The 22,784-nt window shown below is 53.6% G+C and carries 19 protein-coding genes; 12 read left to right on the top strand and 7 right to left on the bottom strand.

Annotation, left to right across the window (positions count from 1 at the left end; genetic code table 11):
* Positions 1 to 240 precede the first annotated feature (240 nt).
* From ACFIOZ_RS16545 to ACFIOZ_RS16525, 5 genes are all read left to right on the top strand, one after another.
* On the top strand, positions 241 to 1,059 hold the full coding sequence (locus ACFIOZ_RS16545; RefSeq protein ID WP_386079771.1) for a DUF2189 domain-containing protein: 819 nt from the start codon (positions 241 to 243) through the stop codon (positions 1,057 to 1,059).
* Positions 1,060 to 1,223: 164 nt separating this feature from the next.
* Positions 1,224 to 1,721, top strand: coding sequence for a molybdopterin-dependent oxidoreductase (locus tag ACFIOZ_RS16540; protein WP_386084117.1), 498 nt, complete (start codon positions 1,224 to 1,226; stop codon positions 1,719 to 1,721).
* Positions 1,711 to 3,972, top strand: coding sequence for a hybrid sensor histidine kinase/response regulator (locus ACFIOZ_RS16535; RefSeq protein WP_386079770.1), 2,262 nt, complete (start codon positions 1,711 to 1,713; stop codon positions 3,970 to 3,972). The genes ACFIOZ_RS16540 and ACFIOZ_RS16535 overlap by 11 nt, the downstream gene beginning before the upstream one ends.
* Positions 3,953 to 5,119 carry a nitric oxide-sensing protein NosP gene (gene nosP / locus ACFIOZ_RS16530; protein WP_386079768.1) on the top strand — a complete coding sequence of 389 codons (1,167 nt, stop codon included), beginning with the start codon at positions 3,953 to 3,955 and terminating at the stop codon, positions 5,117 to 5,119. The genes ACFIOZ_RS16535 and nosP overlap by 20 nt, the downstream gene beginning before the upstream one ends.
* The gene (locus tag ACFIOZ_RS16525) at positions 5,088 to 6,482 is read left to right on the top strand and encodes a hybrid sensor histidine kinase/response regulator (protein ID WP_386079766.1); all 1,395 of its coding nucleotides are present in this window, start codon (positions 5,088 to 5,090) and stop codon (positions 6,480 to 6,482) included. Before nosP ends, ACFIOZ_RS16525 begins: the two co-directional genes overlap by 32 nt.
* 11 nt (positions 6,483 to 6,493) lie before the next feature.
* Here the strand turns inward: ACFIOZ_RS16525 and ACFIOZ_RS16520 are convergent, their stop codons facing one another.
* Positions 6,494 to 7,171 (bottom strand): response regulator, encoded by a 678-nt coding sequence (locus ACFIOZ_RS16520; RefSeq protein WP_386079764.1) that lies wholly within the window; start codon positions 7,169 to 7,171, stop codon positions 6,494 to 6,496.
* Positions 7,172 to 7,300: 129 nt separating this feature from the next.
* On the opposite strand from ACFIOZ_RS16520, the gene ACFIOZ_RS16515 reads away from it, so the two are divergent.
* Positions 7,301 to 8,821: an aldehyde dehydrogenase family protein gene (locus ACFIOZ_RS16515; RefSeq protein WP_386079762.1), complete on the top strand. Its 1,521-nt coding sequence runs from the start codon at positions 7,301 to 7,303 to the stop codon at positions 8,819 to 8,821.
* 136 nt (positions 8,822 to 8,957) lie between these two features.
* A complete protein-coding gene (adhP, locus tag ACFIOZ_RS16510) occupies positions 8,958 to 9,986 on the top strand; it encodes an alcohol dehydrogenase AdhP (protein ID WP_170938469.1) in 1,029 nt (342 codons plus the stop codon).
* A 77-nt stretch (positions 9,987 to 10,063) separates the two neighbouring features.
* Here the strand turns inward: adhP and dauA are convergent, their stop codons facing one another.
* The 3 genes from dauA to ACFIOZ_RS16495 form a co-directional block, all read right to left on the bottom strand.
* Positions 10,064 to 11,800 carry a C4-dicarboxylic acid transporter DauA gene (dauA, locus tag ACFIOZ_RS16505; RefSeq protein WP_386079760.1) on the bottom strand — a complete coding sequence of 579 codons (1,737 nt, stop codon included), beginning with the start codon at positions 11,798 to 11,800 and terminating at the stop codon, positions 10,064 to 10,066.
* A gap of 152 nt (positions 11,801 to 11,952) precedes the next feature.
* Positions 11,953 to 14,001 (bottom strand): choline BCCT transporter BetT, encoded by a 2,049-nt coding sequence (gene betT, locus ACFIOZ_RS16500; protein ID WP_386079759.1) that lies wholly within the window; start codon positions 13,999 to 14,001, stop codon positions 11,953 to 11,955.
* A gap of 202 nt (positions 14,002 to 14,203) precedes the next feature.
* Entirely contained in the window at positions 14,204 to 14,626 is a 423-nt protein-coding gene (locus ACFIOZ_RS16495; RefSeq protein ID WP_386079757.1) for a hypothetical protein, read from the bottom strand.
* Positions 14,627 to 14,773: 147 nt separating this feature from the next.
* Between ACFIOZ_RS16495 and ACFIOZ_RS16490 the strand changes: the two genes are divergently transcribed.
* On the top strand, positions 14,774 to 15,724 hold the full coding sequence (locus tag ACFIOZ_RS16490) for an alpha/beta hydrolase fold domain-containing protein (RefSeq protein ID WP_386084115.1): 951 nt from the start codon (positions 14,774 to 14,776) through the stop codon (positions 15,722 to 15,724).
* Between the two features lie 13 nt (positions 15,725 to 15,737).
* Here ACFIOZ_RS16490 and ACFIOZ_RS16485 read toward each other — a convergent pair whose 3' ends face one another.
* Entirely contained in the window at positions 15,738 to 16,238 is a 501-nt protein-coding gene (locus tag ACFIOZ_RS16485) for a hypothetical protein (RefSeq protein ID WP_386079756.1), read from the bottom strand.
* Positions 16,239 to 16,603: 365 nt separating this feature from the next.
* Here ACFIOZ_RS16485 and ACFIOZ_RS16480 point away from each other — a divergent pair, with 365 nt between their 5' ends.
* The 4 genes from ACFIOZ_RS16480 (at position 16,604) to ACFIOZ_RS16465 (ending at position 20,711) form a co-directional block, all read left to right on the top strand.
* Positions 16,604 to 17,617 (top strand): Bug family tripartite tricarboxylate transporter substrate binding protein, encoded by a 1,014-nt coding sequence (locus tag ACFIOZ_RS16480; RefSeq protein WP_386079755.1) that lies wholly within the window; start codon positions 16,604 to 16,606, stop codon positions 17,615 to 17,617.
* A gap of 94 nt (positions 17,618 to 17,711) precedes the next feature.
* On the top strand, positions 17,712 to 18,161 hold the full coding sequence (locus tag ACFIOZ_RS16475; RefSeq protein ID WP_386079754.1) for a tripartite tricarboxylate transporter TctB family protein: 450 nt from the start codon (positions 17,712 to 17,714) through the stop codon (positions 18,159 to 18,161).
* Positions 18,162 to 18,170: 9 nt separating this feature from the next.
* On the top strand, positions 18,171 to 19,679 hold the full coding sequence (locus ACFIOZ_RS16470; protein ID WP_386079753.1) for a tripartite tricarboxylate transporter permease: 1,509 nt from the start codon (positions 18,171 to 18,173) through the stop codon (positions 19,677 to 19,679).
* A gap of 21 nt (positions 19,680 to 19,700) precedes the next feature.
* Positions 19,701 to 20,711, top strand: coding sequence for an AbrB family transcriptional regulator (locus ACFIOZ_RS16465; RefSeq protein WP_386079752.1), 1,011 nt, complete (start codon positions 19,701 to 19,703; stop codon positions 20,709 to 20,711).
* Here the strand turns inward: ACFIOZ_RS16465 and ACFIOZ_RS16460 are convergent.
* Together ACFIOZ_RS16460 and ACFIOZ_RS16455 are read right to left on the bottom strand one after the other, a co-directional pair.
* On the bottom strand, positions 20,704 to 22,083 hold the full coding sequence (locus ACFIOZ_RS16460; protein ID WP_386079751.1) for a sensor histidine kinase: 1,380 nt from the start codon (positions 22,081 to 22,083) through the stop codon (positions 20,704 to 20,706). The two genes, ACFIOZ_RS16465 and ACFIOZ_RS16460, sit on opposite strands and share 8 nt — an antisense overlap.
* Complete coding sequence (locus ACFIOZ_RS16455; RefSeq protein ID WP_386079749.1) at positions 22,076 to 22,777, bottom strand: response regulator transcription factor; 702 nt, start codon at positions 22,775 to 22,777, stop codon at positions 22,076 to 22,078. Before ACFIOZ_RS16455 ends, ACFIOZ_RS16460 begins: the two co-directional genes overlap by 8 nt.
* Positions 22,778 to 22,784 lie beyond the last annotated feature (7 nt).

Here is a 22,784-nt window from a genome sequence, read left to right as displayed (position 1 = left end):
CATTAGTTTTTGATAACGCAGCAATTTAATTGGCGCTTTAAAGCTATTTCGTGGATTTTTTGTACGCGTATCTCAAAGTACCATCCTTCAATAGCGTTGGTCAGCTACATTAAGAGAGTATTAATGGAGAACGTTAAGCCATTAATTTGGCATTAATACCATCGGCGAGGATTGAGCGTTGATGAGATAGAGGTAAATCCTGAATCCAGGATCTATATCAGGAACAACAGGAGTGATGCCATGAATGCGGCTACAACAAAAACAAACCACCATTCGAACCACCCTAGTGTGAAAATCAGTATCAATAAAGTCGGTTTGGATCGACCCAGGGCGTGGTTGGCTGCAGGCGTTGAGGATTTTCGCCGTGCTACGGTAGTGAGCCTTTCTTATGGCATGTTCTGGGTGGGGCTGAGTATTGCTATTACCCTAGGTGCTTTCACAATGGGTTACTGGTACTGGCTACTACCGATGATTGCAGGGTTTATGTTTATTGGCCCGTTGGTGGCGGTTGGCTCTTATGGCATTAGCCGGGCGTTGGAGCGCGGACAAGTACCTAACCTGGGTGATGCGTTCGGCAGTTGGAAACCCCATGCAGGCCAGTTGGCGATGATGGGGGTCATGATGATGATCTTCTTCCTCGCTTGGATTCGTTTGGCCACGCTTCTGTTTGCGCTGTTTTTTGGTTTTGAAGTGCCCAGTCCCGCTTCGCTCTATACCGCATTGCTGACTACCCCAGAAGGTTTGGGAATGCTGGCGGTAGGAACGGTAGCGGGTGGTATTCTTGCCTTTGGTGCCTTTGCTATTAGCGTTGTAGCGATTCCTACGCTGATGGATCAAGACTTAACCTTTATGGAGGGGATTGAAGCTAGCGTACGCTGTGTCGCGCGTAATTTCCGCGTTATGCTGTTATGGGCTGTGATTCTTACCCTGTGTGTGTTGGTGGGTGTGATGACGTTCTATATCGGCTTGGCGCTGATCTTGCCGGTATTAGGCCACGCCAGTTGGCACGCTTATGAAGAGTTAGTGCGCTTTGAACCGTTTGAGAAAATTGAATCGTAACTCAACAGTAAACACTTAATAACGCTTCAGTGACGAAAAAGACAGTATTTGCCCTGATTTGATAAGGAAGATGGCGTAATCTTTACGCTGTCTTCTTTTTTGCTCTTGGGTGCTTTGGCCTTTGAGTAATCCTTTGTGAGGTGCTTACTGTGAGAGCGTTGTTTATGGGGTGGGTCGTGCTGATCTTCAGCACTCCCCTGGCGGGGCTTGCGGGGGCAGCCGATGACTTGAAAGCGCCTGATGGGCCCGTTATTTTGACCGTCAGCGGTAATATTGGCCATACTAATGCTGGGAGTGAGGCCCTGTTTGACCGTGCAATGTTAGCGGCTTTACCACAGCACGAGTTTGAGACTAGCACGCCTTGGACAGAAGGCAGTAGCTACTATAGCGGCCCTTTAATGCGTGATTTGCTAGCGGCGGTAAGCTCTGACGCTGATGCAGTTTATGTCTCCGCGCTGAACGGCTACGAAGCTGAAATACCGGTAAGTGATTTTAATGAGTACGATGTCATTTTAGCCATGAAAAAAAACGGTGAATCTATTCCGGTTCGGGAGTATGGCCCTTTATGGGTGTTATACCCGTTTGATCAAGATGAAGCGCTGTTAAGCGAAAAGATTCGCTTTAGGGCGGTATGGCAGGTTATGCATATTAATGTTGATTAGCGCTTCTAATGCGCGGGCTTCAAGCCTACTGCGTTACCCTCGTCGTTTTAAGCTCGTTGCCATTTTGGCGGTATTACTATTTGCTGCAGCATTGGTCGTCGCCACCCTGGCCGCCTGGCGCCAAGAAAATCTCACTCAAAGTTTGCGGGAAGACACCGCTTGGGTTGTCTATAAGTTGGATCGCGATGCGGTACAGCTACTCAACCATTTGTTGGCTGTGACCCGGGAGCCCCTATCGTCTAAGGCATATGAGGAGCTAAATCTTCGCTTTGAGTTGCTCTATAGCCGCATGACGTTGCTGAACGAGGGTGAAGTCCGTAACCTCATGCAGCAAATTGATACCGCCCGTGAGCTGCTAGGCCAAATCCAGCAGCAGCTTGATTTGCTGGATAGCCTGTTTCCCTCCAGCGCTGTGGGCGTGTCAAATGAAGCGCTTGAGCGACTGCCGGTCGCATCGCTGGAAGAAGAACTGCAGGCGTTAACTCGGCTCACTGAAAGGCTGGTTATTGCTATTAACGGCTACTTAGCTGAATCGGCAACGGAAGAGCGGGCTCAGCTCAGCCTGCTTTACAAGCTGCTCATGACCCTGATTATTGGTATGAGCTTAGCGGCCTTCCTGGTGATTGCCTTTTTAGTTCGTGAAATGCGTGAGAGTGCGGCGATAAGGCGGATTCAGGAGCAGCTTGGCCGTCAACTCGAAGTCACCGCCAAACAAGCGCAAGCAGCTAACCAAGCCAAATCTGACTTTTTGGCAATGGTCAGCCACGAGATTCGCACACCGTTGAACGGCGTGATTGGTATGAGTGAGCTGCTACGCGAATCAGCAAGCCCTGCTCAGATTGAGGATTACGCTCATACGATCCACGACAGCGCCAATCAATTGCTGGCAATGATCAATGAAATCCTCGATTTCTCAAAAATTGAAGCAGGCCACTTAACCCTCGAAACATCGCCCACGGAGCTCAAACCGTTGGTTGATAGCGTGGTGGTGCTATTTGCCCCTCGAGCCAACATGAAAGGGTTAGCGCTCAAGGTTAATGTGGATTCGTTGGTACCCGCGTGGGTGCAGGTCGATGCGGGGCGATTGCGGCAAATTTTGCTTAATCTTCTCGCTAATGCCATCAAATTCACTGACCACGGCGAAGTCAGCGTTCGGGTCTCCTCCACGGTGGAGAAGCTACTCTTTGAGATTAGTGATACAGGGTGTGGTCTCAGCGAGCAGCAACAGCAACGCCTTTTTGAGCCTTTTCAGCAGGCTGATGAGTCGGTGGCTCGACGGTTTGGTGGCACAGGACTAGGGCTGGCAATTTGCAAACGGCTAAGCGAAGCCATGCAAGGTCGACTAGGGGTAAATAGCCAGTTAGGCCAGGGAAGCACCTTCTGGTGTGAGCTGCCGTTGATTGCCGCTGACCCCATCAAAACGTCGTTACCCCCAGCACCCAAGCGAGACTTTACCGGCACAAAACTGCTTCTGGTAGAGGATAACGCCATCAACCGCAAAGTCGCGATGGGCTTATTGGCCCGCTTGGGTTGCGACGCGGTCTGGGCTGAGAGTGGCCATGACGCCTTGGCCATGGCCCAGTCGCAGCAAGTGCATCTGATCTTTATGGATATTCAACTGCCCGATATGGATGGCCTGACGGTCACGCAACGGTTGCGTGAACAGGGCGGCTGGTTAGCCAGTGTGCCGATTGTCGCCATGACCGCCGGAGGCGCTGAAGATGATCGACAGCGCTGTCTGGCCGCGGGTATGAATGATTACATCACCAAGCCTCTATCGCTCTCTGCACTAAGTAACGTGCTGGCGTTACAGCTTTTTGCGACCCCAGGCGCATCTTTACAGGCGTTAGCGGCGTCTCCGACGCTAGCCGGAAAGCAGTCATTGCTTAATAGCGATACCCTGAGCATGTTGAAAATGACGCTTGGTGAAGTGAGCATGGTTCAGCTAATCATGCTTTACCACCAGCAAGTAAGCGATTACTCCGCGCAGTTGGCTTCTTGTCTGGCTGCAACGCCTTTGACGTCAGAACAGAAGCTGCAGGTCGTGCGGCTTGCCCATCAGTTGCGTGGCGAGTCATTGAGTATGGGGGCCGACCAGCTTGGCGAGTTGGCAAAGCAACTTGAGCTATTAGCCAAAACAGAACGCACCACATCCGGGCAGCTTGATGAAGCGTTCAGTGCGTTAAGGCTTGCAGCGGCGCATACGCATTCCGCACTGGAGAGGTGGAGCCGTGATCACTTATCAAGTTGAACAGGGCATTAGCACTGCAGCTAGCCAGCAGACCGATGCAAGCCGGGCAGCGGCGGAGTTAGCTGACGCATTACAGCACGAACATCTGGGATTCGTACTGTTCTTCTGCAGTGCGGAGTATGATTTAGCGGCGCTAGCCGATGCGATGGAAAGTCGCTTTCCCACTACGCCACTAAGTGGTTGTACTACCGCTGGGGAAATAACGCCTGAAGGCTATGACCGCGGCTCCATCGTGGCTATCGGGTTTGATCGTCGCCTGTTTGCTATTGAAACGGCGCTGATTGACGACCTCGAATATTTTGCGTTGGCCGATGCTCAACCGTTGGTTGACACGCTTTTGGAACGTTGCCGACAACAAGCCATCGCGCCGATCAATGAGCACAGTTTTGCACTGACGTTATTGGATGGTTTATCCAGCCGTGAAGAGCAAGTACTCGCTACCCTGGATGCCGCGCTAGGGCGCATTCCTAGTTTTGGCGGCTCGGCGGGTGACGATAACCACCTTAGCCATACCCATGTGTATACCGCTGGATGCTTTTATACCCGTGCGGCGGTGGTCGTCATGATCAATACCCGGTTGCCCTTTGAAGTGTTCTCAACCCATCACTTAATCCCATTGGCCCACAAGCTCGTGGTAACCGAGGCTGACCGTGAGCAGCGGCGGGTGGTAGAGCTCAATGGTCTGCCCGCCGCCCACGTCTATGCAGCGTTGGTAGGCGTTGCCCCTGAGCAGCTCAGCGCCGCTGTTTTTGCCCGCCACCCATTAGCCGTCCGCATTGGCGGACAGCACTATGTGCGCTCTATCCAGGGGGTTAATAGCGACAGTAGTTTGAGTTTTTACTGCGCAGTGGAAAACGGCATCGTACTGACTGCCATGCAGCCAACACCGCTCCTTGATAACCTCAAAGTGATGCTGGACGGAGTGAGCGCCAGGCTGGGGGCGACGAGTATGATTATTGGCTGCGACTGTTTTCTGCGCCGGATGGAGCTCGAGGCGCTGCAGCAACTTGATCAGGCGTCACAACTGCTGTGTCTAGCAGGCGTGGTAGGCTTCAATACCTATGGCGAGCAGCATCACGGTATGCATGTGAATCAAACATTTACGGGGGTGGCGTTTGGATCTCTTCCAACTAACGGCCACGTCTGAAGCAACCGATAGGGCTGCTGCAACTGATGTCGCGGCGCTGCGGGAAGAGAACCGTCGCCTGCGTAAAGTGTGCCAAGCACTCATGGAGCGGGTGGAAACCGGGGGTGATGTCAATCCCGCGCCCTATGCCGCCTTTGAGCGCTCGGTACTGCTTGCCGAACAGGTACGTGAGCGCACCCATGCGCTGCACCGCACCTTAGATGAACTAAGCCAGGTTAATACGCGCCTACTGGCCGCGAAAGCCGAAGCCGAAGCCGCCAACCTATCCAAAACGAAATTCCTGGCGGCGGTTAGCCACGACCTGCTGCAGCCGCTCAATGCCGCTCGTCTGTTTGCCAGTGCGTTAGAAACGCACTCACTGCCCGAGACCTCGCAAATGCTAGTCAGCCATATTGGCCGCTCGTTAAAGGATGTAGAGGGGCTAATAGGCACACTGGTGGACATTTCACGTTTGGATGCGGGGGTTCTCCATGCTGATAAAGCCCCCTTCGCGGTGAGCACGCTATTAGATGCATTGGCAGAAGAGTATCGCCAAATAGCCGGGGTGAGAGGGCTGGCACTCCACTACGTGCCCTCTAGTGCGGTAGTCGAATCCGATCTGGCACTGCTGGCGCGAGTGATCCGCAACTTCTTAAGTAATGCGGTGCGTTATACCGAGCAGGGGCGAGTGCTACTGGGCTGCCGGCGGCGCAAAGAAGGGTTGGAAATTACCGTGGGCGACACTGGCCCCGGGATCCCTGAGCAGCAGCGGGAAGCGATCTTTCTGGAGTTTCGTCGCGCTAACCAGCCTAACGGCGCTCACAGCCGTGGCTTAGGATTGGGGCTCGCCATTGTTGACCGTATCAGTACCATGCTGGGACAGCCGGTTTCGCTTGCCTCTCGTCCCGGCGTGGGCGCGCTATTTTCGATCACCGTGCCCTACGCCGCGGCAACGGTTCCCACACTGGATAACACTCACAACGCGGTGCTGCCTGACGGTGCAGAGGATCCGTTGTGTGGCCGTGTTATCTGGGTGATTGATGATGATTTGGCCATTATAGACGGCATGCAGGCGCTGCTGGGTAGTTGGGGGTGCCGAGTGCGAGCCGCCGCCACGGTGAGTGCGCTGGAGGCTGCCAGCGACGGTGAGCAGCCGGCGGTACTGCTGGTGGATTACCATTTGGGTGATCACCGTGAAACCGGGATTGAACTGGCCGCGCGACTACAGCGGCGCTATCCCGGCCTAGCAGCGGTAGTGATTACGGCCAATCATGAGGCGGAGATTAAGCGCGCTACCCGGGAAGCCGGCATGCACTGCTTACTCAAACCGTTAAAGCCCTTGCGGCTACGTATGCTGCTCGGGAACCTGCTTAGTAAAGCCTGACTTAAGGCGCCCTAACGGGCGCGATTGGCCCGGTAAAAACTGAGATCCTCCTCCCCCGCGATAACGATCGCATGAACCCGGCTGGTGGCATTCAATTTACGTAAAATCGCCGAAACATGGGTTTTTACGGTGGTTTCGGCAATTAACAACTCCCGGGCAATATGTTTGTTCGACATGCCTGTCGTCATACACGCCAATACCTCTAACTGCTTGTCGGTTAAGCGCGCCAAGCGTTCGCTGGTTGGTGAGCTGCTGTTGGGGGGAGGAGGCGCAGCAGCGCGCGGTGCTGGGCGACGCATAACATCGGGCGGCAAGTAGAGCTGGCCTTCAAGAATCTGCGTTAACGCGGCCAGCAGCGTTTCCCGGGGTGTGGATTTAGGGATATAGCCTACCGCGCCCAGAGTAATGGCATCGAGTACCAGTTGGCGCTCTTGATGCGCAGACACAATCGCCACCGGCAGTGAGGGGAACTCTTCGCGCAGCCGTGTTAAACCTTCTAGCCCTTCTGCATCCGGCAGGCTTAAATCCAGCAGCAGTAGATCTAACTCGGTGTTCGCTTCAATCAACGCTATCGCATCAGCGAGGCTCTCTGCCTCCAATAGCTGGCTACCTGCCAAGCCCCCGCTAATCACGGTTTGTAGCGCATCGCGGAACAGCGGATGATCATCCGCCACCAACAGGGAATACATGGCGTCTCCTACCAAGGGATGAGGGGTAATCCTGCCATCGGGCTATATCGCCATTTGCTTTAGTGAACAACACTGTCAAAGCAGCTTAAAAAAGCACCTTAAATAATCATAATACTCAGGAGCTACACAATGATCTACGCCAACCCTGGTGATACCGGTTCAGTGGTGTCATTTGAAAAACGTTACGGTAACTATATCGGCGGCGAATTTGTCGCTCCGGTGAAAGGCCAGTATTTCGACAATATTAGTCCCGTCAACGGTCACGTTTTCTGTGAAATTCCCCGCTCCACGGCAGAAGATATCGATAAAGCACTGGATGCTGCCCACAAAGCGGCACCTGCCTGGGGCAAAACGTCAGCACAAGAGCGCAGCAATATTCTGCTGAAAATCGCCGACCGCATCGAACAGAACCTGGAAATGCTTGCCGTTGCCGAAACCTGGGACAACGGTAAAGCCGTGCGTGAAACGCTGAACGCCGATCTGCCGCTGGCGGTTGACCACTTCCGCTACTTTGCTGGCTGCATACGCTCGCAGGAAGGCACGGCGGCGGATATTGATGCCAACACGGTTTCGTATCACTTCCACGAGCCGCTGGGCGTAGTGGGCCAGATTATCCCCTGGAACTTCCCGATTCTAATGGCGGTTTGGAAGCTGGCGCCTGCGCTGGCGGCGGGTAACTGCGTGGTGCTCAAACCTGCTGAGCAAACCCCAGCATCGATTTTGAAAGTCGTCGAATTGATTGGCGACCTGCTACCTCCGGGCGTGCTTAATATCGTCAACGGCTTTGGCGCCGAAGCGGGTCAGGCACTGGCCAGCAGCAAACGCATCGCCAAAATTGCCTTCACCGGTTCTACCCCCGTTGGCTCACATATCTTGAAATGCGCGGCGGAAAACATCATTCCCTCTACCGTGGAGCTAGGCGGTAAATCTCCCAACATCTACTTTGCCGATATCATGAACGCCGAACCGACCTTTATTGATAAAGCAGTCGAAGGCTTGGTGCTGGCGTTCTTTAACCAGGGCGAAGTGTGCACTTGCCCGTCACGTGCGCTGATCCAAGAGAGCATGTACGACGAGTTTATGGCCAAGGTGATCGAGCGCACGCAAACCATCAAGCGCGGTAACCCGCTGGATACCGATGTACAGGTAGGAGCTCAGGCTTCTCAAGAGCAGTTCGACAAGATCATGTCGTACATGGATATTGCCCGCGACGAGGGCGCCGAGTTCCTCACTGGCGGTAACAAAGAGACCCTGGACGACAGCATCAACAGCGGTTACTACATTCAGCCAACGCTGCTGAAGGGTAATAACCAGATGCGTGTTTTCCAGGAGGAGATCTTTGGCCCGGTGGTGGCGGTGACCACCTTCAAAGACGAAGAGGAAGCGCTGGCGATTGCCAACGACACCGAGTTTGGTTTGGGCGCAGGCGTGTGGAGCCGCGATATCAACGTCGCTTTCCGTATGGGCCGTGGCATTCAAGCCGGTCGTGTGTGGACTAACTGCTACCATCAGTACCCCGCCCACGCGGCCTTCGGTGGTTACAAAAAATCAGGCGTTGGCCGCGAAACCCACAAGGTCGCCCTTGAGCACTATCAGCAAACCAAAAACCTGCTGGTCAGCTACGATATCAACCCACTGGGCTTCTTCTAACCAGCCATGTTTTTCTATGTATAGCTAGCCACACCGCCCGGCACTAGTCGGGCGGTATGTCAGTTCCCCTGACGCTGACTCTACCGATAAGAGCCGTTGTTAAATGGCCGTATCGTAAACTATTAGGAGTTGCATCATGGATAGCACAATGCGCGCGGCGGTCGTTCGTGAGTTTGGCCAGCCGTTGGTTATCGAAGAAGTTGACGTACCTCGCCCCAAGCAGGGCGAGGTGTTGATGAAAGTGGCAGCCTCTGGCGTTTGCCATACCGATTTACACGCTGCTCACGGCGATTGGCCGGTAAAACCCTCACCGCCGTTTATTCCCGGGCATGAAGGCGTTGGGCATATTGTGGCGGTGGGTGAAGGTGTCTCCCACGTCAAAGAGGGCGATCGTATCGGTGTGCCCTGGCTCTATTCAGCCTGCGGCTACTGCGAACACTGCTTAGGTGGCTGGGAAACCCTGTGCGAGTCTCAGCAGAATACCGGCTACAGCGTTAACGGTGGGTTCGCGGACTACACCTTAGCGGATGCAGGCTATGTCGGGCGATTGCCGGATGCCGTTGATTTTATTGAAATAGCCCCAGTGCTGTGTGCAGGGGTAACGGTTTATAAAGGCTTGAAGATGACCGATACCCGCCCTGGCCAGTGGGTGGTGATCTCGGGCATTGGTGGCCTGGGCCATATGGCGGTGCAGTACGCCAAAGCCATGGGGCTGAACGTAGCGGCTGTGGATATCGATGACGGTAAGCTAGCCCTGGCCGAGCGCTTAGGCGCCACGGTAACCGTCAATGCCATGAAGACCGACCCAGCGGCCTACCTGAAGAAAACCATTGGTGGCGCTCACGGTGCCTTGGTGACAGCGGTGTCGCCGAAGGCGTTTGATCAAGCGCAGAATATGTTACGCCGCGGCGGCACATTGGTGCTCAATGGCTTACCCCCCGGCGACTTCCCACTGCCGATCTTCAGCACGGTGCTCAACGGTATTACCATTCGTGGCTCGATCGTCGGTACCCGCAGCGACCTGCAGGAAGCGCTGGATTTTGCCGCCGAAGGCAAGGTCAAAGCCACGGTCGCAACCGATACGCTGGACAATATCAACGATGTCTTCCAGCGCATGATCGACGGCAAGATAGAGGGCCGTATTGTGCTTGATATGGCCAGCTAATGCCTGGCAAGTATTCTACCAGGGGGAGGCGACTTCCCCTTTTAAACGTTACTCATGAACTTCACACCAGCCACTCCCTATCTGCTATCACCCAGCCAACGTCGTGCCATTCGCTCGGCGTGGGCTAGGTTATTGACGACCGCTAACTTACCCGCTTCGCGCTTAATGCCGGCGCGTTTTATTTTTAGCGCTATACGTGGCGGCAGCCCAACGAATATCACGCCAATGCCTTGCTCGCCCAACTCCCTGCGCAGGGTATCCAGCGCCACCATCGCGGTGGTATCCAGGCTGGGTACATCGCGCATATCCAGAACGACGATTTTTACGCTGTGGTCAATCACTCTGAGTGTAGCAATGGCCTTTTCTGCGGCGCCAAAAAACAGCGGACCGCTTATCTTATAAAGTGCCACTTCCGGCGGGAAGTGCTCGCCGGTGTTGGGTGCCGCCAGGCGCTGGGTATGAGTGAGCTGTGCCATACGGCGGATGAACAGGGCGGCGGCCAGGCCAATACCCACGGCCACGGCAACGACCATGTCGAAAATCACTGTGAGGGCAAAGCAGATGACCAGTACTGAAACATCGCTGGCGGGGGCACTTTTCAGCGTATGTACGAAGTGGCGCGCCTCGCTCATGTTCCAGGCGATGATCAACAGCAGGGCGGCTAGCGCCGCCATGGGGACGAACCCCAGCACGCCCGCCAGTGCCACCACGGCAAGCAGCACCACCAGGGAGTGAACGACCGCTGCAACCGGTGAAAACGCCCCGCTTTTGATATTGGTTGCCGTGCGGGCCAGGGCCGCTGTGGCGGTAATGCCGCCGAAGAAGGGAACCACCAGATTGCCCAGCCCCTGGCCAATTAGCTCGGCGTTAGGATCATGGCGGGTGCGGGTTAGGCCATCCGCTACTACGGCACACAGCAGCGATTCAATCGCCGCCAGTAGCGCAATCGCCAATGCCGGGCCGAGCAGCGCCTGAATCAGTGCAAAGTTGATCTCAAGCGGGTTCCCATCAGCGCCGGGAAAATGCCACGGCGCGGTGAAGCTAGGCGCAAAGGGGGGAATGCCACTGCCGCTCTCACCTTCGAACTCCCAGCTAAATCGTGAAGCGATGGTATCGACTTCAACACCACTCATCAGCAACAGCGCAGCCGCCACAGTGCCCACCGCTAAACCGACCAGCGGGGCAGGTACAGGCGTATTCAGGCGGGGCCAGATTAACAGCGTCGCCAGGGTGATAAGCCCAACACTGATCTCTGCTGGTGAAAGTGTGGGTAGCGCCTGGCCAATCAGCATTAGGTTCTGCAGAGTGCTGTCGCCAAGCTCGACCCCGGATAAACCGAGAAAGTCCGGCAGTTGTAATAGCGCAATCACAACGCCGATGCCCGCCGTAAAGCCTAGAATCACCGGGTAGGGGACGTACTGAATCAGGCTGCCCAACCGCGACAGCCCCAGCGCCACCAAAATAGCGCCCGCCATGAGCGTTGCAATCAGCAGGCCACCCAGACCATGGTTGGCCACAATGGGAAATAGAATGACCACAAAAGCGGCGGTAGGGCCGGAGATGTTAAACCGTGAACCGCCGGTTAAGGCGATCACCGCGCCGGCCACAATGGCGGTGTAGAGCCCATGTTGAGGCGGCACACCCGTGGCGATGGCCAGCGCCATGGAGAGCGGTACCGCCACCACGCCAATCGTCAGCCCCGCCATCACATCGCGCTTTAATCTGGCCAGCGTATACCCTTCACGCCAAGCGCTGACCAGCGCGCTGCCAGGCAGCGGGAAAACGTAACCCGAAGATCGATGGGCGCGGGACATGGGGCTAGCCTCCTAAGTGATAGGGAAAACAAGCCATTACGCTACGCCTGCACTGAAATTTGCACAACAAGGCGTTAGTCGCGGAGTCGTTCGTGTACAAAAAATCCCAGCCGCTTGGCTGGGATTTTTTTAGGCTAAGAACAGACGCTTACTTATATCTGCGAGTCTTCCGGCGGCTCACCGATGGTGCCGGGCATTGCCTGCACGTGGCCCATCTGCTCACCGGCCAGAGTGAGGAAGTGAAGGTGGCGTTCATACTCAGCCACCAGATCACCAATCACCTGACCACGGGTGTAGCCGTTCAGGTCTTTATCTTGACCCCCTTCCGCCAGGTAGACATCCAGACGTACATAGAAGTCGTCATCGGCCGGGATGAAGCTTGGCGTACGCATGCGGTGTGGGCAGACCTGATAGACAAAGCTGGTGGCTTCGCCGAAGTCGACTTGAAGGGTCAAGTTCGGCAGCGACTCGCCCTCAACGTGCTCTTCGGTCACATTGGCGGTTTGGCCACGGCTTTCAAGCTCCTGAGCAAACTGCGTCATTGCTGGGCGAATGGAGTGCTCAATTGTCGCAGCGGCGCCCGCACGATTAGAGGTATCCAGGGCGCGATCCAGGCGCTCCCGCCAGTCGCCACCGGGGGCGCCACCAGCAATCATGCGGCGGGCATCGGCTTTTTTGCCTTCCAGCTTCAGCGCTTTATACATACCCACCATCACAGCGAAAATAACTAATGAGAAGGGCAGTGCGGTGATAACGACGGCACTCTGAAGCGCGTTCAAGCCACCAGCCATTAGCAGGGCGATAGTGATCAAGCCGATGACTGCTGACCAGAAAATACGCAGTTTTACCGGCGCATCGTGGTTCACGTCGCTCAAAATAGAGGTGAAGTTGGCCAGCACCAGCGCGCCTGAGTCCGCTGAGGTAATAAAGAACACGATGCCTAGCACAGTGACCACTGCCGCGGTTAAGCCAACGTAAGGGTAGTACTCAAGCAGCGTGTAGAGCGTGGTTTGCGGGGTGTTAAGGGCTTGCTCACCCAGCTCGGCAACGCCCTGGTTGGCCACCAGCTCAATACCGCTGTTACCAAACACAGACATCCACACCATCATAAATGCGAGCGGAATAAACAAAGCACCAGCGACAAACTCACGAATGGTACGGCCACGAGAAATGCGTGCCAGGAACAGACCCACAAACGGTGTCCAGGCAATCCACCAGCCCCAGAAGAAGATTGTCCACCACATCTTCCACTCTTGGGCGCCCTCATCTGCAAACGCATAGGTGTCAAAGCTTGCACCGACAAACCCAGACAGATAATCACCGGCGTTGTTAACCACCTTATCCAGTAGCACCAGGGTGTCGCCGGAAAAGAGCACAAACAACATCAGCGCCAGCGCCAACAGCATGTTGAACTCCGAAAGGCGACGGATGCCTTTTTCAACCCCAGTCACCACAGAAATCGTCGCTAATACCACCACCAAGACAATCAAAATCACCTGCACGGTGAGCGTTTCCGGCACGCCGAACATATAGGTGAGGCCGTAGTTCAACTGCATCACCCCAATACCCAGGCTGGTCGCAATGCCGAACACGGTGGAGATCACCGCAGTGATGTCGACAGCGTTACCAATGGGGCCGTGAATGCGCTTGCCCAGTATCGGGTAGAGCGCGCTACGAATAGCCAGCGGCAGGCGATGACGGTAGCTGAAGTAAGCCAGCGCCATACCCATCAACACGTACAGCCCCCAACCGGAGAGCCCCCAGTGCAGATAGGTTTGAACGACGGCGTTACGCATCGCGGCCTGGCTTTCCGGGGTTAAATCCGGCGGTGCCAAGTAGTGGGCAACCGGCTCGGCAACGCTGAAGAACAGCAGGTCGATACCGATACCCGCGGCAAACAGCATGGCTGACCAGGAGAGCAGCGAGAACTCGGGCCGGGAGTGGTCGGGCCCCAGACGAATACTGCCAAAGCGGGACATGCCAATGGCGACCACAAAAACCAGGTAGGCCACAATGGCGAGCATGTAGTACCAGCCAAAGGTTTTACTTACCCAGGCAAGGCCTGCATCAAAAAAAGCCCCAGCTTGCTCAGTAAACAGCATGGTGAGCACTAAAAAGATAAGAATACCGGCCACACTACCGTGGAAAACCACGGGATTGAGGCGGTCGCGGGAGGGGAGGATCGGGTTGTCTTTCGCCATGCAGGCGGACTCCTGTTGTTGAAAGATGATTTTATTTTGAATGAACGTTCAAATAAAATACGTGATTAACCGACCCTCATCAAGTTAACCTCTCCTATTTAGGTTGAATTAGCGTGGAGTTAGTAGCGAGCTGGCTAAAGCACAGACACAAAAACGCCCGGAAAACCGGGCGTTGGATCAAGGTTCGAGGCTTGGTCTGCGTTTATTCGCTATCGGCGTTCTCGTCACTATGATCATCGTGGTGGCCACCTTTGCCACGCTTACCACGATACTCTTCATGGGCTTCCTGCATGGCGTTGCGCAGCGCTTCCTGCTCTTCTTCGGTGAGAATTTCAGCTACCCGCTCGTGGTGTTCTTCGCGTAGTGCCTGCATGGCTTCACGATGTTCGGCGTGTGCCTCGTTGAGCTCAGCCTGTTTCTCGGCTGAAATATCAGCGCGCTCGTAGACCTCTTGGCGGCGCTCCTCCATGCGCTCTTCCATACGTTCACGATCTGGGCCTTGGCCTTCATGATCACCGTGGCTATGCGCTTGAGCAGTAAACGCTAATGGCATAATGGCGATAGCCAGCAGGGCAGGGGCAAACAGTTGACGAATGGAAACGTTCCTGGCATTTGAAATTTTCATAGTTCTCTCCTGGTGAGTTGACGATGCCAGTATTACTAGATGGCGTGCAAACCGTTTGCAGAGAGTGTGCAACAATCGTGACCTTATTGGCTTGTTGCAGGTCGTAGTGGGTAGGTGAGGGGTCACCTATTTTCAAGGAGAAGCATGATGTCGCGAACCGAGCAACTTCGCGTATGGCAGCAGCGTTGCGCGTTTACCTCCCTTCGCCGCGTGACTGGCCTGGGTGCAATTGCCTTAATGCTGAGTGGCTGTAGCGCTGCCCAACACGTTAGCCAAGATGAGCTCGCGATTGAAAGCAGTATGCTGCGTGAACCCCAGTCTTTTACGCGCTTGGCACCTGCCACTTATACACCTGAAGAGTGGCCCCAGGCGTTAGCAGCCGATGTTTATCTACCCGACGACTCGAACGGAGAGTTGCGACCTGCTGCCTTGGTGGTGCATGGCGGCGGCTGGCGCAACCGCACACCGGAAGATATGCAGGGCATCGCTGAACAGCTAGCGGGTCAGGGCTACGTAGCGGTGAATATTGAGTACCGTTTTGCGCCTGAATATCGCTTCCCTAGCCAGTTACATGACTTGCAGCAGGCGATGGCTTGGATTCACGCCAATGCCGATGAGTGGCAAGTGGATACAAACCGAATTGTAGGCGTTGGGTTTTCATCCGGTGCGCATTTGGTGAGCTTGCTGGCGGTGGCGGGAGCAGAAGGGCCGCTGGCCGAACCCTACGGCGGCGAGCAGAGTCGTTTAGCCGCGGTATTGGCTGGAGGGCTACCCAGTGATTTGCTCAAATTTGATGATGGGCGCTTAGTCGTCGACTTTATCGGCGGTACCCGCGCTGAAGAGCACGAAGCATATCGCCTAGCCTCACCCGCGCGACAAATTACCCCGCAGGCGCCGCCATTTTTTCTGTTCCACGGCAAGTGGGATCAGCTGGTGCCAGTGGATCATGCCACGGACTTCTATCAAGCCCTGCAGGACAACAGCATCGAGAGCGAGCTGTATCTGCAGCGCTGGCGTGGTCATATTACTAGTTTCCTGCTGCGTGGCGGCGCCATTGATGCGGGTATTGCGTTTCTTAATCGGCAGGTCAATCCTTAACGGCTATACGTCATCAAGACATGGCCAATGACATCATTCCGACAACAGCGTCATCATCAAGATCCAGCTGAGTGATGAGTTTGCTTAGTTGGCTCATAGCCTCTTGAAGCGAATTATTGAGGCTACTGATTTCCTGTTGCAGGGCGTCGAGTTTTGCTTGGCGTTGTTCATCGTTTAGGGACTGGTCGCGTATAACCTCTTCCAGTTCCTGCTCTTTCTCCTTTAATTTTTCTCTATATTCAACAATTCGCTTTAGTAGTTCTTTAATCTCCTGCGGTAGATCGCTTTCATCGATTTTGGTGTTCTTCGCTTCCTGTGTATTGCCAGCCTTTTCTGAAGCTGAGGCGATGCCTCTAGCCACGGGAGAAAGATCCAAGTGAATGCTGGTGTCGGAATCCGTCGTTGCGGCGTTAGCAGTGACCGGTGTAGCTGTTACCTTCTCGACATTTGACGGCTCACTACGTAAAGGATGTGCGTCTAAAGGGGCACTCCCGGTAGGTAAAGAGATGGTCATGGCAATCTCTCGTTAGATTAAGGGCTACTTTAAGCAGGCGCGACAGCGACTACGCAGGCCTGCGTAAAGAAATAGGTTCTAAAGCAGGCTAATAGAGTTATCGGCAGTCTGAGACAATACTTTAGCATATGCTAAGAAACACTCAGGTGACCTGAAAGTCATTGAAACAGGGACAGCCATCATTGCTGCATGACCATTGATGCAGGCATGGCGTTTCTTAATCGGCAGGTAGCTAGTGAGGATTAGACTTTAGTTGCCTTCTTACTTTATGCAAGGTTGGTGACAGTTTCGGGGTGTAGCGTTCTAGGCTCACAGCGAGATACCTGTGCGAAAATCAAACAAACCTATAAAAAGAGAGCCACGCTATGCTTAATACTTCCAGTGCGTCCTTATCGCTTAATATTAAATCCATGCTGGTAGGGGCAACAGCCGCCATTGCCTCTCTATCAATGGCGCTTCCTGCTGCCGCTGACGACTTTCCCTCTCGACCGCTCAACATGGTGGTAGGTTTTGGCACGGGCGGTAGTGCGGATCGCATGGCCCGCATGATGTCTGGCCCCATTTCCGAAGAGCTAGGCGTACCGATACAAGTGACTAATCGGCCTGGTGCGGGTACCCAAGTCGCCTCGAATTACGTTCTTAACGTGCCAGATGATGGTTATACCGTTTATGCCTCGACGTTTGCTCCTTACTTAACTAACTCGATTCTGACGGGTGATGCAGAGTTTAGTGTCGACGACTTTTCTTATATCAACTTCCAGTGGTTTGATTTGGATCTAATCGCTGCCAATAAAGACAGCGGTTATGAGGATTTGCCCAGTCTTCTTGAAGCAATTCGTGAAGAGAGCGGTCAAGTTCGTGGGGCGGTAGTTCAAGGCTCTGCTGGCCACTTAATGGTGCGCTTGTTACTTGATGAAGCAGGTATTCCCCAAGATAACCTCAACTTGGTGACCTATAACAGCGGTGGTGAAGCCCGTTCAGCGGTAGCGGGTGGGCAGGTGGATTTTGTCTCTATTAGTGCCCAAGGCAGTGAGGGGATTCGTGAGTTTCTAACCCCGTTGGCGATCGTCAGTGATGAGCGCATTGAGCAGTGGGATGCACTCCCGATCAACGAAGCGCTGGCGCCGATGAATCTTGAGGTGCCCGTTCTTCAGGGCTCAATGCGCGGCTTTGCAGTAACCAGTGAAATGGAGCGCCAGCACCCCGAGCGTTTTGAGAAGCTCTCCTCTGCTATTCAAAATGCGCTTGCTCGCAAAGATGTTCAAGAGCAGCTTGAGCGCAACGAAATGGGCGGCGTTTGGGTCGGCCCAGAGCGCTCCAACGAGCTGATGCGTGAAAATTATGAGGTGTTTGAGAAGTACGCTCACCTGCTGAACTAGTTTATCTGGACTCTTTTTCCAGATCTTTTCCGAGCTAATCCTTCCATAATCGCTGGTCCTTCACATTAATGAGGGGCCAGTATGGGGTTTTACCATGTCTGAATCTAAACGTGACTATGGGGACTTTATCGTTCTCATGGGTCTGGCTGGCTTTACACTATGGTATTTATTAGATGCCATTCGCGTATCCGCCACGCCGCAAAACCTGCTGCTTATATTGCCACTTGCCGTTATCGTGTTGGCGATTATTGCACTTGAATTGATCCTGCGTATTAAACACGGCTCGCTATTTCGCTCCTCTGAAGAGGAGCCACTGCATAAAACATTACCAGTTGTGGGTCTCTTCGCCGCCTATGTGCTGTCGCTTGAAGCGATAGGCTTTGATATTGCCACTGTAGTGTTTCTGGCGCTTTTCCTGGTTCTTAAGGGAGAGCGCAATTGGCTGTTGTTAGGTGGTTATAGCGTCGCGTTTGGGCTGAGTGTCGCGTTCTTTTTCTCGCAGATGCTGCCGTACCCGATGACACTGCTGCTGCTTCCAAGCTGAGGAGATACCATGATTGATTTTGGCGCAGTAGGGCAGAGTTTGGATCTGCTTTTTTCTAATTTTGGCCCTTGGCTGGTGGTAGTGCCGGGTATCGTACTGGGGCTTATTTTTGGCGCAACGCCAGGCCTACAGATATCAATGGCGATGGCCATTTTCCTGCCGATGACCATGTACATGGACTTTATTCAAGCCATGTTGTTTCTCACCGCTATTTTTACTGGCGGCTCCTTTGGTGCCGGTATCCCGGCAATTTTGATGAATATACCGGGTACCTCTTCGGCAATCGCTACCGCGTTTGATGGTTACCCCATGGCTCGGAAGGGGCAGCATAACCAGGCGTTAGGCGTCGCGTTAGCCTCCTCGGTGATTGGCGCGCTGATGGGCTATGTGGTGCTGTTCTTTATGATACAGCCGCTTTCCTACATGGTGCTGAGACTAGGGCCAGCAGAGATGTTTGTAGTGATTCTCTGGGGAATGACGCTGATTGCGAGCTTAAAAGGCGAACAGGTGCTTAAGGGCTTGATTGCCGGTTTTGTTGGCCTGTTAGTCGGTACGGTTGGGTTTAGTGAAATTGGCTTGGCACGGGGGACGATGGGGCAGACTTACCTGTTGGATGGCGTCCCCGTTATCCCTGCCATGATGGGCATGTTTGCGGCCTCTGAGCTATTTAAGCTGGCCAACAAAGGCTTCATCGTTGAATCTGCCGACGCCCGCAAGGTCAAGGTAAGTGAGATCTTCGAAGGTTGCAGAATGGCGATGCGCTACCCTGTTGTGATGATTCGGGGTGGTTTGATCGGGGTGTTGGTCGGGGCGGTTCCTGGTGTGGGCTCCTCCGTGTCTAACCTGCTCTCTTACATAGAAACTAAGCGTCGTGATCAGGATCCTGATTCATTTGGCAAGGGCAACCCAAAAGGCGTGGTGGCATCAGAAGCGGCGAATAGCAGCTCCGAAGGGGGCTCGATGGCAACACTGCTGGCACTAGGGATTCCCGGCGGTGGCGCTACAGCGGTCATGTTAGCGGCGTTTGCTATGCATAATATCACTGGCGGCCCACAGTTTATTCGCCAACAAACTGATGTGGTTTACGCGATTATCTTCGCTAACTTTGCCCAGGTGTTTCTACTGGTGATCATCGGTTTACTGTTTATTCCTCTTTTGGCCAATATCGTCAAAGTGCCCATGCGCTACTTGATTCCTTCTGTGTTGGTGCTGGCGGTCATGGGATCCTTCGGGCTAACCGGCAATATGACGGGGCCCGCTACGGTACTGGTGTTTGCGGTGATCGGGTGGATATTTCGCCACTACGGCTACTCCGTACCCGCCGCTGTTATCGGCATGCTATTAGGATCGTTGGCTGAAAAATCGCTACTTCACTCCTACCAAATCAGTGGTGGCGACATCACGTACGTTTTTGAGCGCCCTGTGACGCTGGCCATTTTTGCCTTACTGCTTATCTCGCTATTTAGCCAGCCATTAATGAAGCGCCTTAAAGCGCGCCAAGAGGCTGCTCAACTATGATTCCTGAATTCAGAATTTGAGATGTTGAAAAGAACTGTCATTACCGTTGGCTTGGGTTTTGTGGGTGGCTGGTTTGCCACCCTTTTTTCATTGCCCTTGGCTTGGATGCTTGGGTCTCTGTTTATGGTGATGGGCTTATCACTGATGGGGGTAAAAACAGGTGTCGATAAGCGCCTGCATCGCACCGCCATCGCACTGCTAGGGCTATTTATCGGCAGTCGAATCCAAGCAGATGAACTCGTAGGGTTAGTTTTGTGGTACCCCAGTGTGCTGGCAATGCTGGTTTATATGGGGCTAATGCTGATCGGCGGTTTCTGGATTTTTAACCGAGCGAGTGTAGGGCGGATGAATGCTATTTTTTGCTCGTACCCAGGGAGTATGAATTCAGCGCTGGTGCTGGCTGAACGTGCTAACGGAGATTTACGCTGGATCGCCATCTCTCACTCGCTACGCTTAGTCACCGTGGTTTCGGGGGCGGCTTTTGTGGCGAGTTTCTTTGTTGATGATGTAGCGCTTGCCAGTTCATCATCAGCGCTAGCCTTAGTCGATATTTTGCCTCTGTTGTTGGCACCACTGTGTTGGTGGCTAGCGCGCTTGTTAAGAATTCCCCTGCCTGAGTTTTTAGGGCCCATGGCCGCAGGGGCCATTATTGCTAACCTTGGATCTGATTACTCCCTGCCAGCCGGGGTAGTGCTTGCTGCCTTTCTGGTGCTGGGGGCTTCTGTAGGCTCGCGTTTTTCAGGAACTCAGTGGTCGCAGGTGGTCAGCATGGGGCGCTATGGGATTACTTTTGCCCTATTTGCGTTGGTGGTAGCGGCGCTAATGGCGTGGTTGGTTTCAAGTTTTACTCAACTATCCTTCGTTGCCGTCCTGCTTGCGTTAATTCCTGGTGGAGTAGGAGAAATGGCGGTGATTGCCATGGTGATGGGTATCGACCCAGTCTATGTTGTTTCTCACCATATATTGCGTCTACTGCTATTGATCTTTATGACCCCGCTAATGCTGCGAATGGTCAATCAGCCGCTTAAATAGCGGGGAAAGTCACCGTGACCTCAAAGCCGCCCTGGGGCCGATTAGTTAACGTTAGGTGGGCAGAGTGCGTCGTTGCAATTTGTTCCACAATGGCCAGCCCTAATCCGCTTCCAGGCGTATGTTTGTTGTGGCGGAAAAAACGTTCCGTCAATTTGCAAAGCTGCGCTTCCTCCACGCCAGCACCCTCATCGCTAACCGTTAACGTTACCTGACGTGTGTTAGCCGTTAGTGCAACGGTTATAACGCCTCTATAGGCCATGGGGCCACCTGCATGCACGCTGGCATTTTCGATAAGGTTGGTCACCAACCAACGCAGCATAATGGGGTCGCCCAAAATGTTAGGTATTGCTTTATGTTGGTCGAAGGCGAGCTCTTGGTTTTGTTTATAGATATTAGGGGCTGTCTGAGCACAGGCATCATGGCAAATGGCGATTAAATCGACACTTTCGAGGTGAGATGTATCGACTAATTCGCTGCGTGTTTTGGCGTATTTAAGCAGTTGCTTAACGGTATGGCTGGCATGTTCAGCAATGCGCTGGATCTCTCGCAGGCTAGTATGAGCGGGTGATTGGGATGCGTCTTTAAGCGACATTTCCGTTAAAGCGCGAATCTCTGAGACAGGTGTTCTAAGCTGATGCGAAACATCGGCATTGAGCTGCTGAGTGCTTTCAATACTACGTCGCATACGCTGCATTAAATGATTAATACTCTGGATTAGCGGCAGAATCTCTTTTGGGGCTGCATCATCCAATGCATGTAAGTCATTCGGTGAACGTTGTCGCAAGGCCTGGCTAACGGCGTTAAGAGGTGATAACCCAAGGTGAATGGCTAAAAGTGCAATTGAAATGGCTAGTAATCCTGTAACGACCATTAACCCTGTGAGCGTTATCATAAAGTCATTGGTAAGGGTGTGGCGGGCTTCCTTTGATTCGGCGACGACGACTTCAATGTCTACCGGTTCGCCTCCTCGCCGGAATGGAAGAGTAAGCGCAACGGCTCTTAAAGCATTGCCCGCATAATCTACATCATAAAAAATGGGCTCTTGCGACGTTTCAGGGGGATCTGTCAAACCGCTAAAGCCTGCGATTATGTCTCCGTCACTTTCTCTGATGCGATAGAAAATTTTTCCTTCGCCTCTGCTGCCAAGTGTACTGATGCTGAAATAGTGCATATTAATGCGCAGTTCACCATCTGCTGTGTAAATTCGACGCTCCAGCCGCTGAGCGGCATTAAGTAGTAGGTCATCAAAGGTGGCATTAATTTGCCGAGACAGCAGCAGGTGACTAGAGATCAATGCCAAGATCGCGAGGGCGGTAAAAGGCAGTCCGATCCATAACAGCAGCCGACTGCGGATCGATGTGCGTTTATTCATAGCCAGGGGCTTTCACGTCTTTAGAACCATCTTTTTTAGAATCAAGGTAATAGCCCAGACCGCGTACCGTTTTTAAACCGAAATCGTAGCCAATTTTTTTACGAATCCGGGAGATGTAAGTTTCCACTGCGGCATAGCTGACCGTCTCATCTGAGGTAGATAGTCGGTCGATAATTTGATCCTTATTAACGAGGCGGTTTTGGTTGATCAGCAGGTACTCCATGACTTCTAATTCGCGGCGATGCAACAGCAAGGGCTTGCCGTCAAGCCGCAGCTCCATGGCATCGGGTAAAAACTCTAAACGCCCACACTGCAGCGTTTCTCCGCCAAAGTGCTTGGCACGCCGTACTAACGCTCGGGCGCGTGCAGTCACTTCTTCTAACGAAAAAGGCTTGCATAGGTAGTCGTCTGCGCCTACTTCAAGACCATGTATGCGCTGATCCAGACTGTCGCGAGCCGAAATAATCAAGACGGGGATCGTATCCTGCTGATGGCGTAATGTGCGTAGCAGAGAAATGCCATCAATTTCAGGTAGGCCAAGATCCAGTACCAACAAGTCATATCCGCCCTGTTCGAGCATATGGAGTGCTTTTCTTCCGTCGTCGGCGACATCAATGCTAAAGGCAGCCTCACGTAAAGTCGCTGCAATAGAGTTAGCTAAATTTACGTTGTCTTCTACTACCAGCGCCTTCATAAGCAGT

The organism is Vreelandella sp. F11 (assembly GCF_042466685.1).
Lineage (GTDB): Bacteria > Pseudomonadota > Gammaproteobacteria > Pseudomonadales > Halomonadaceae > Vreelandella.
Note: the sequence above shows the minus strand (reverse complement) of the source record. Positions and strands in the feature narration are given on the sequence as shown.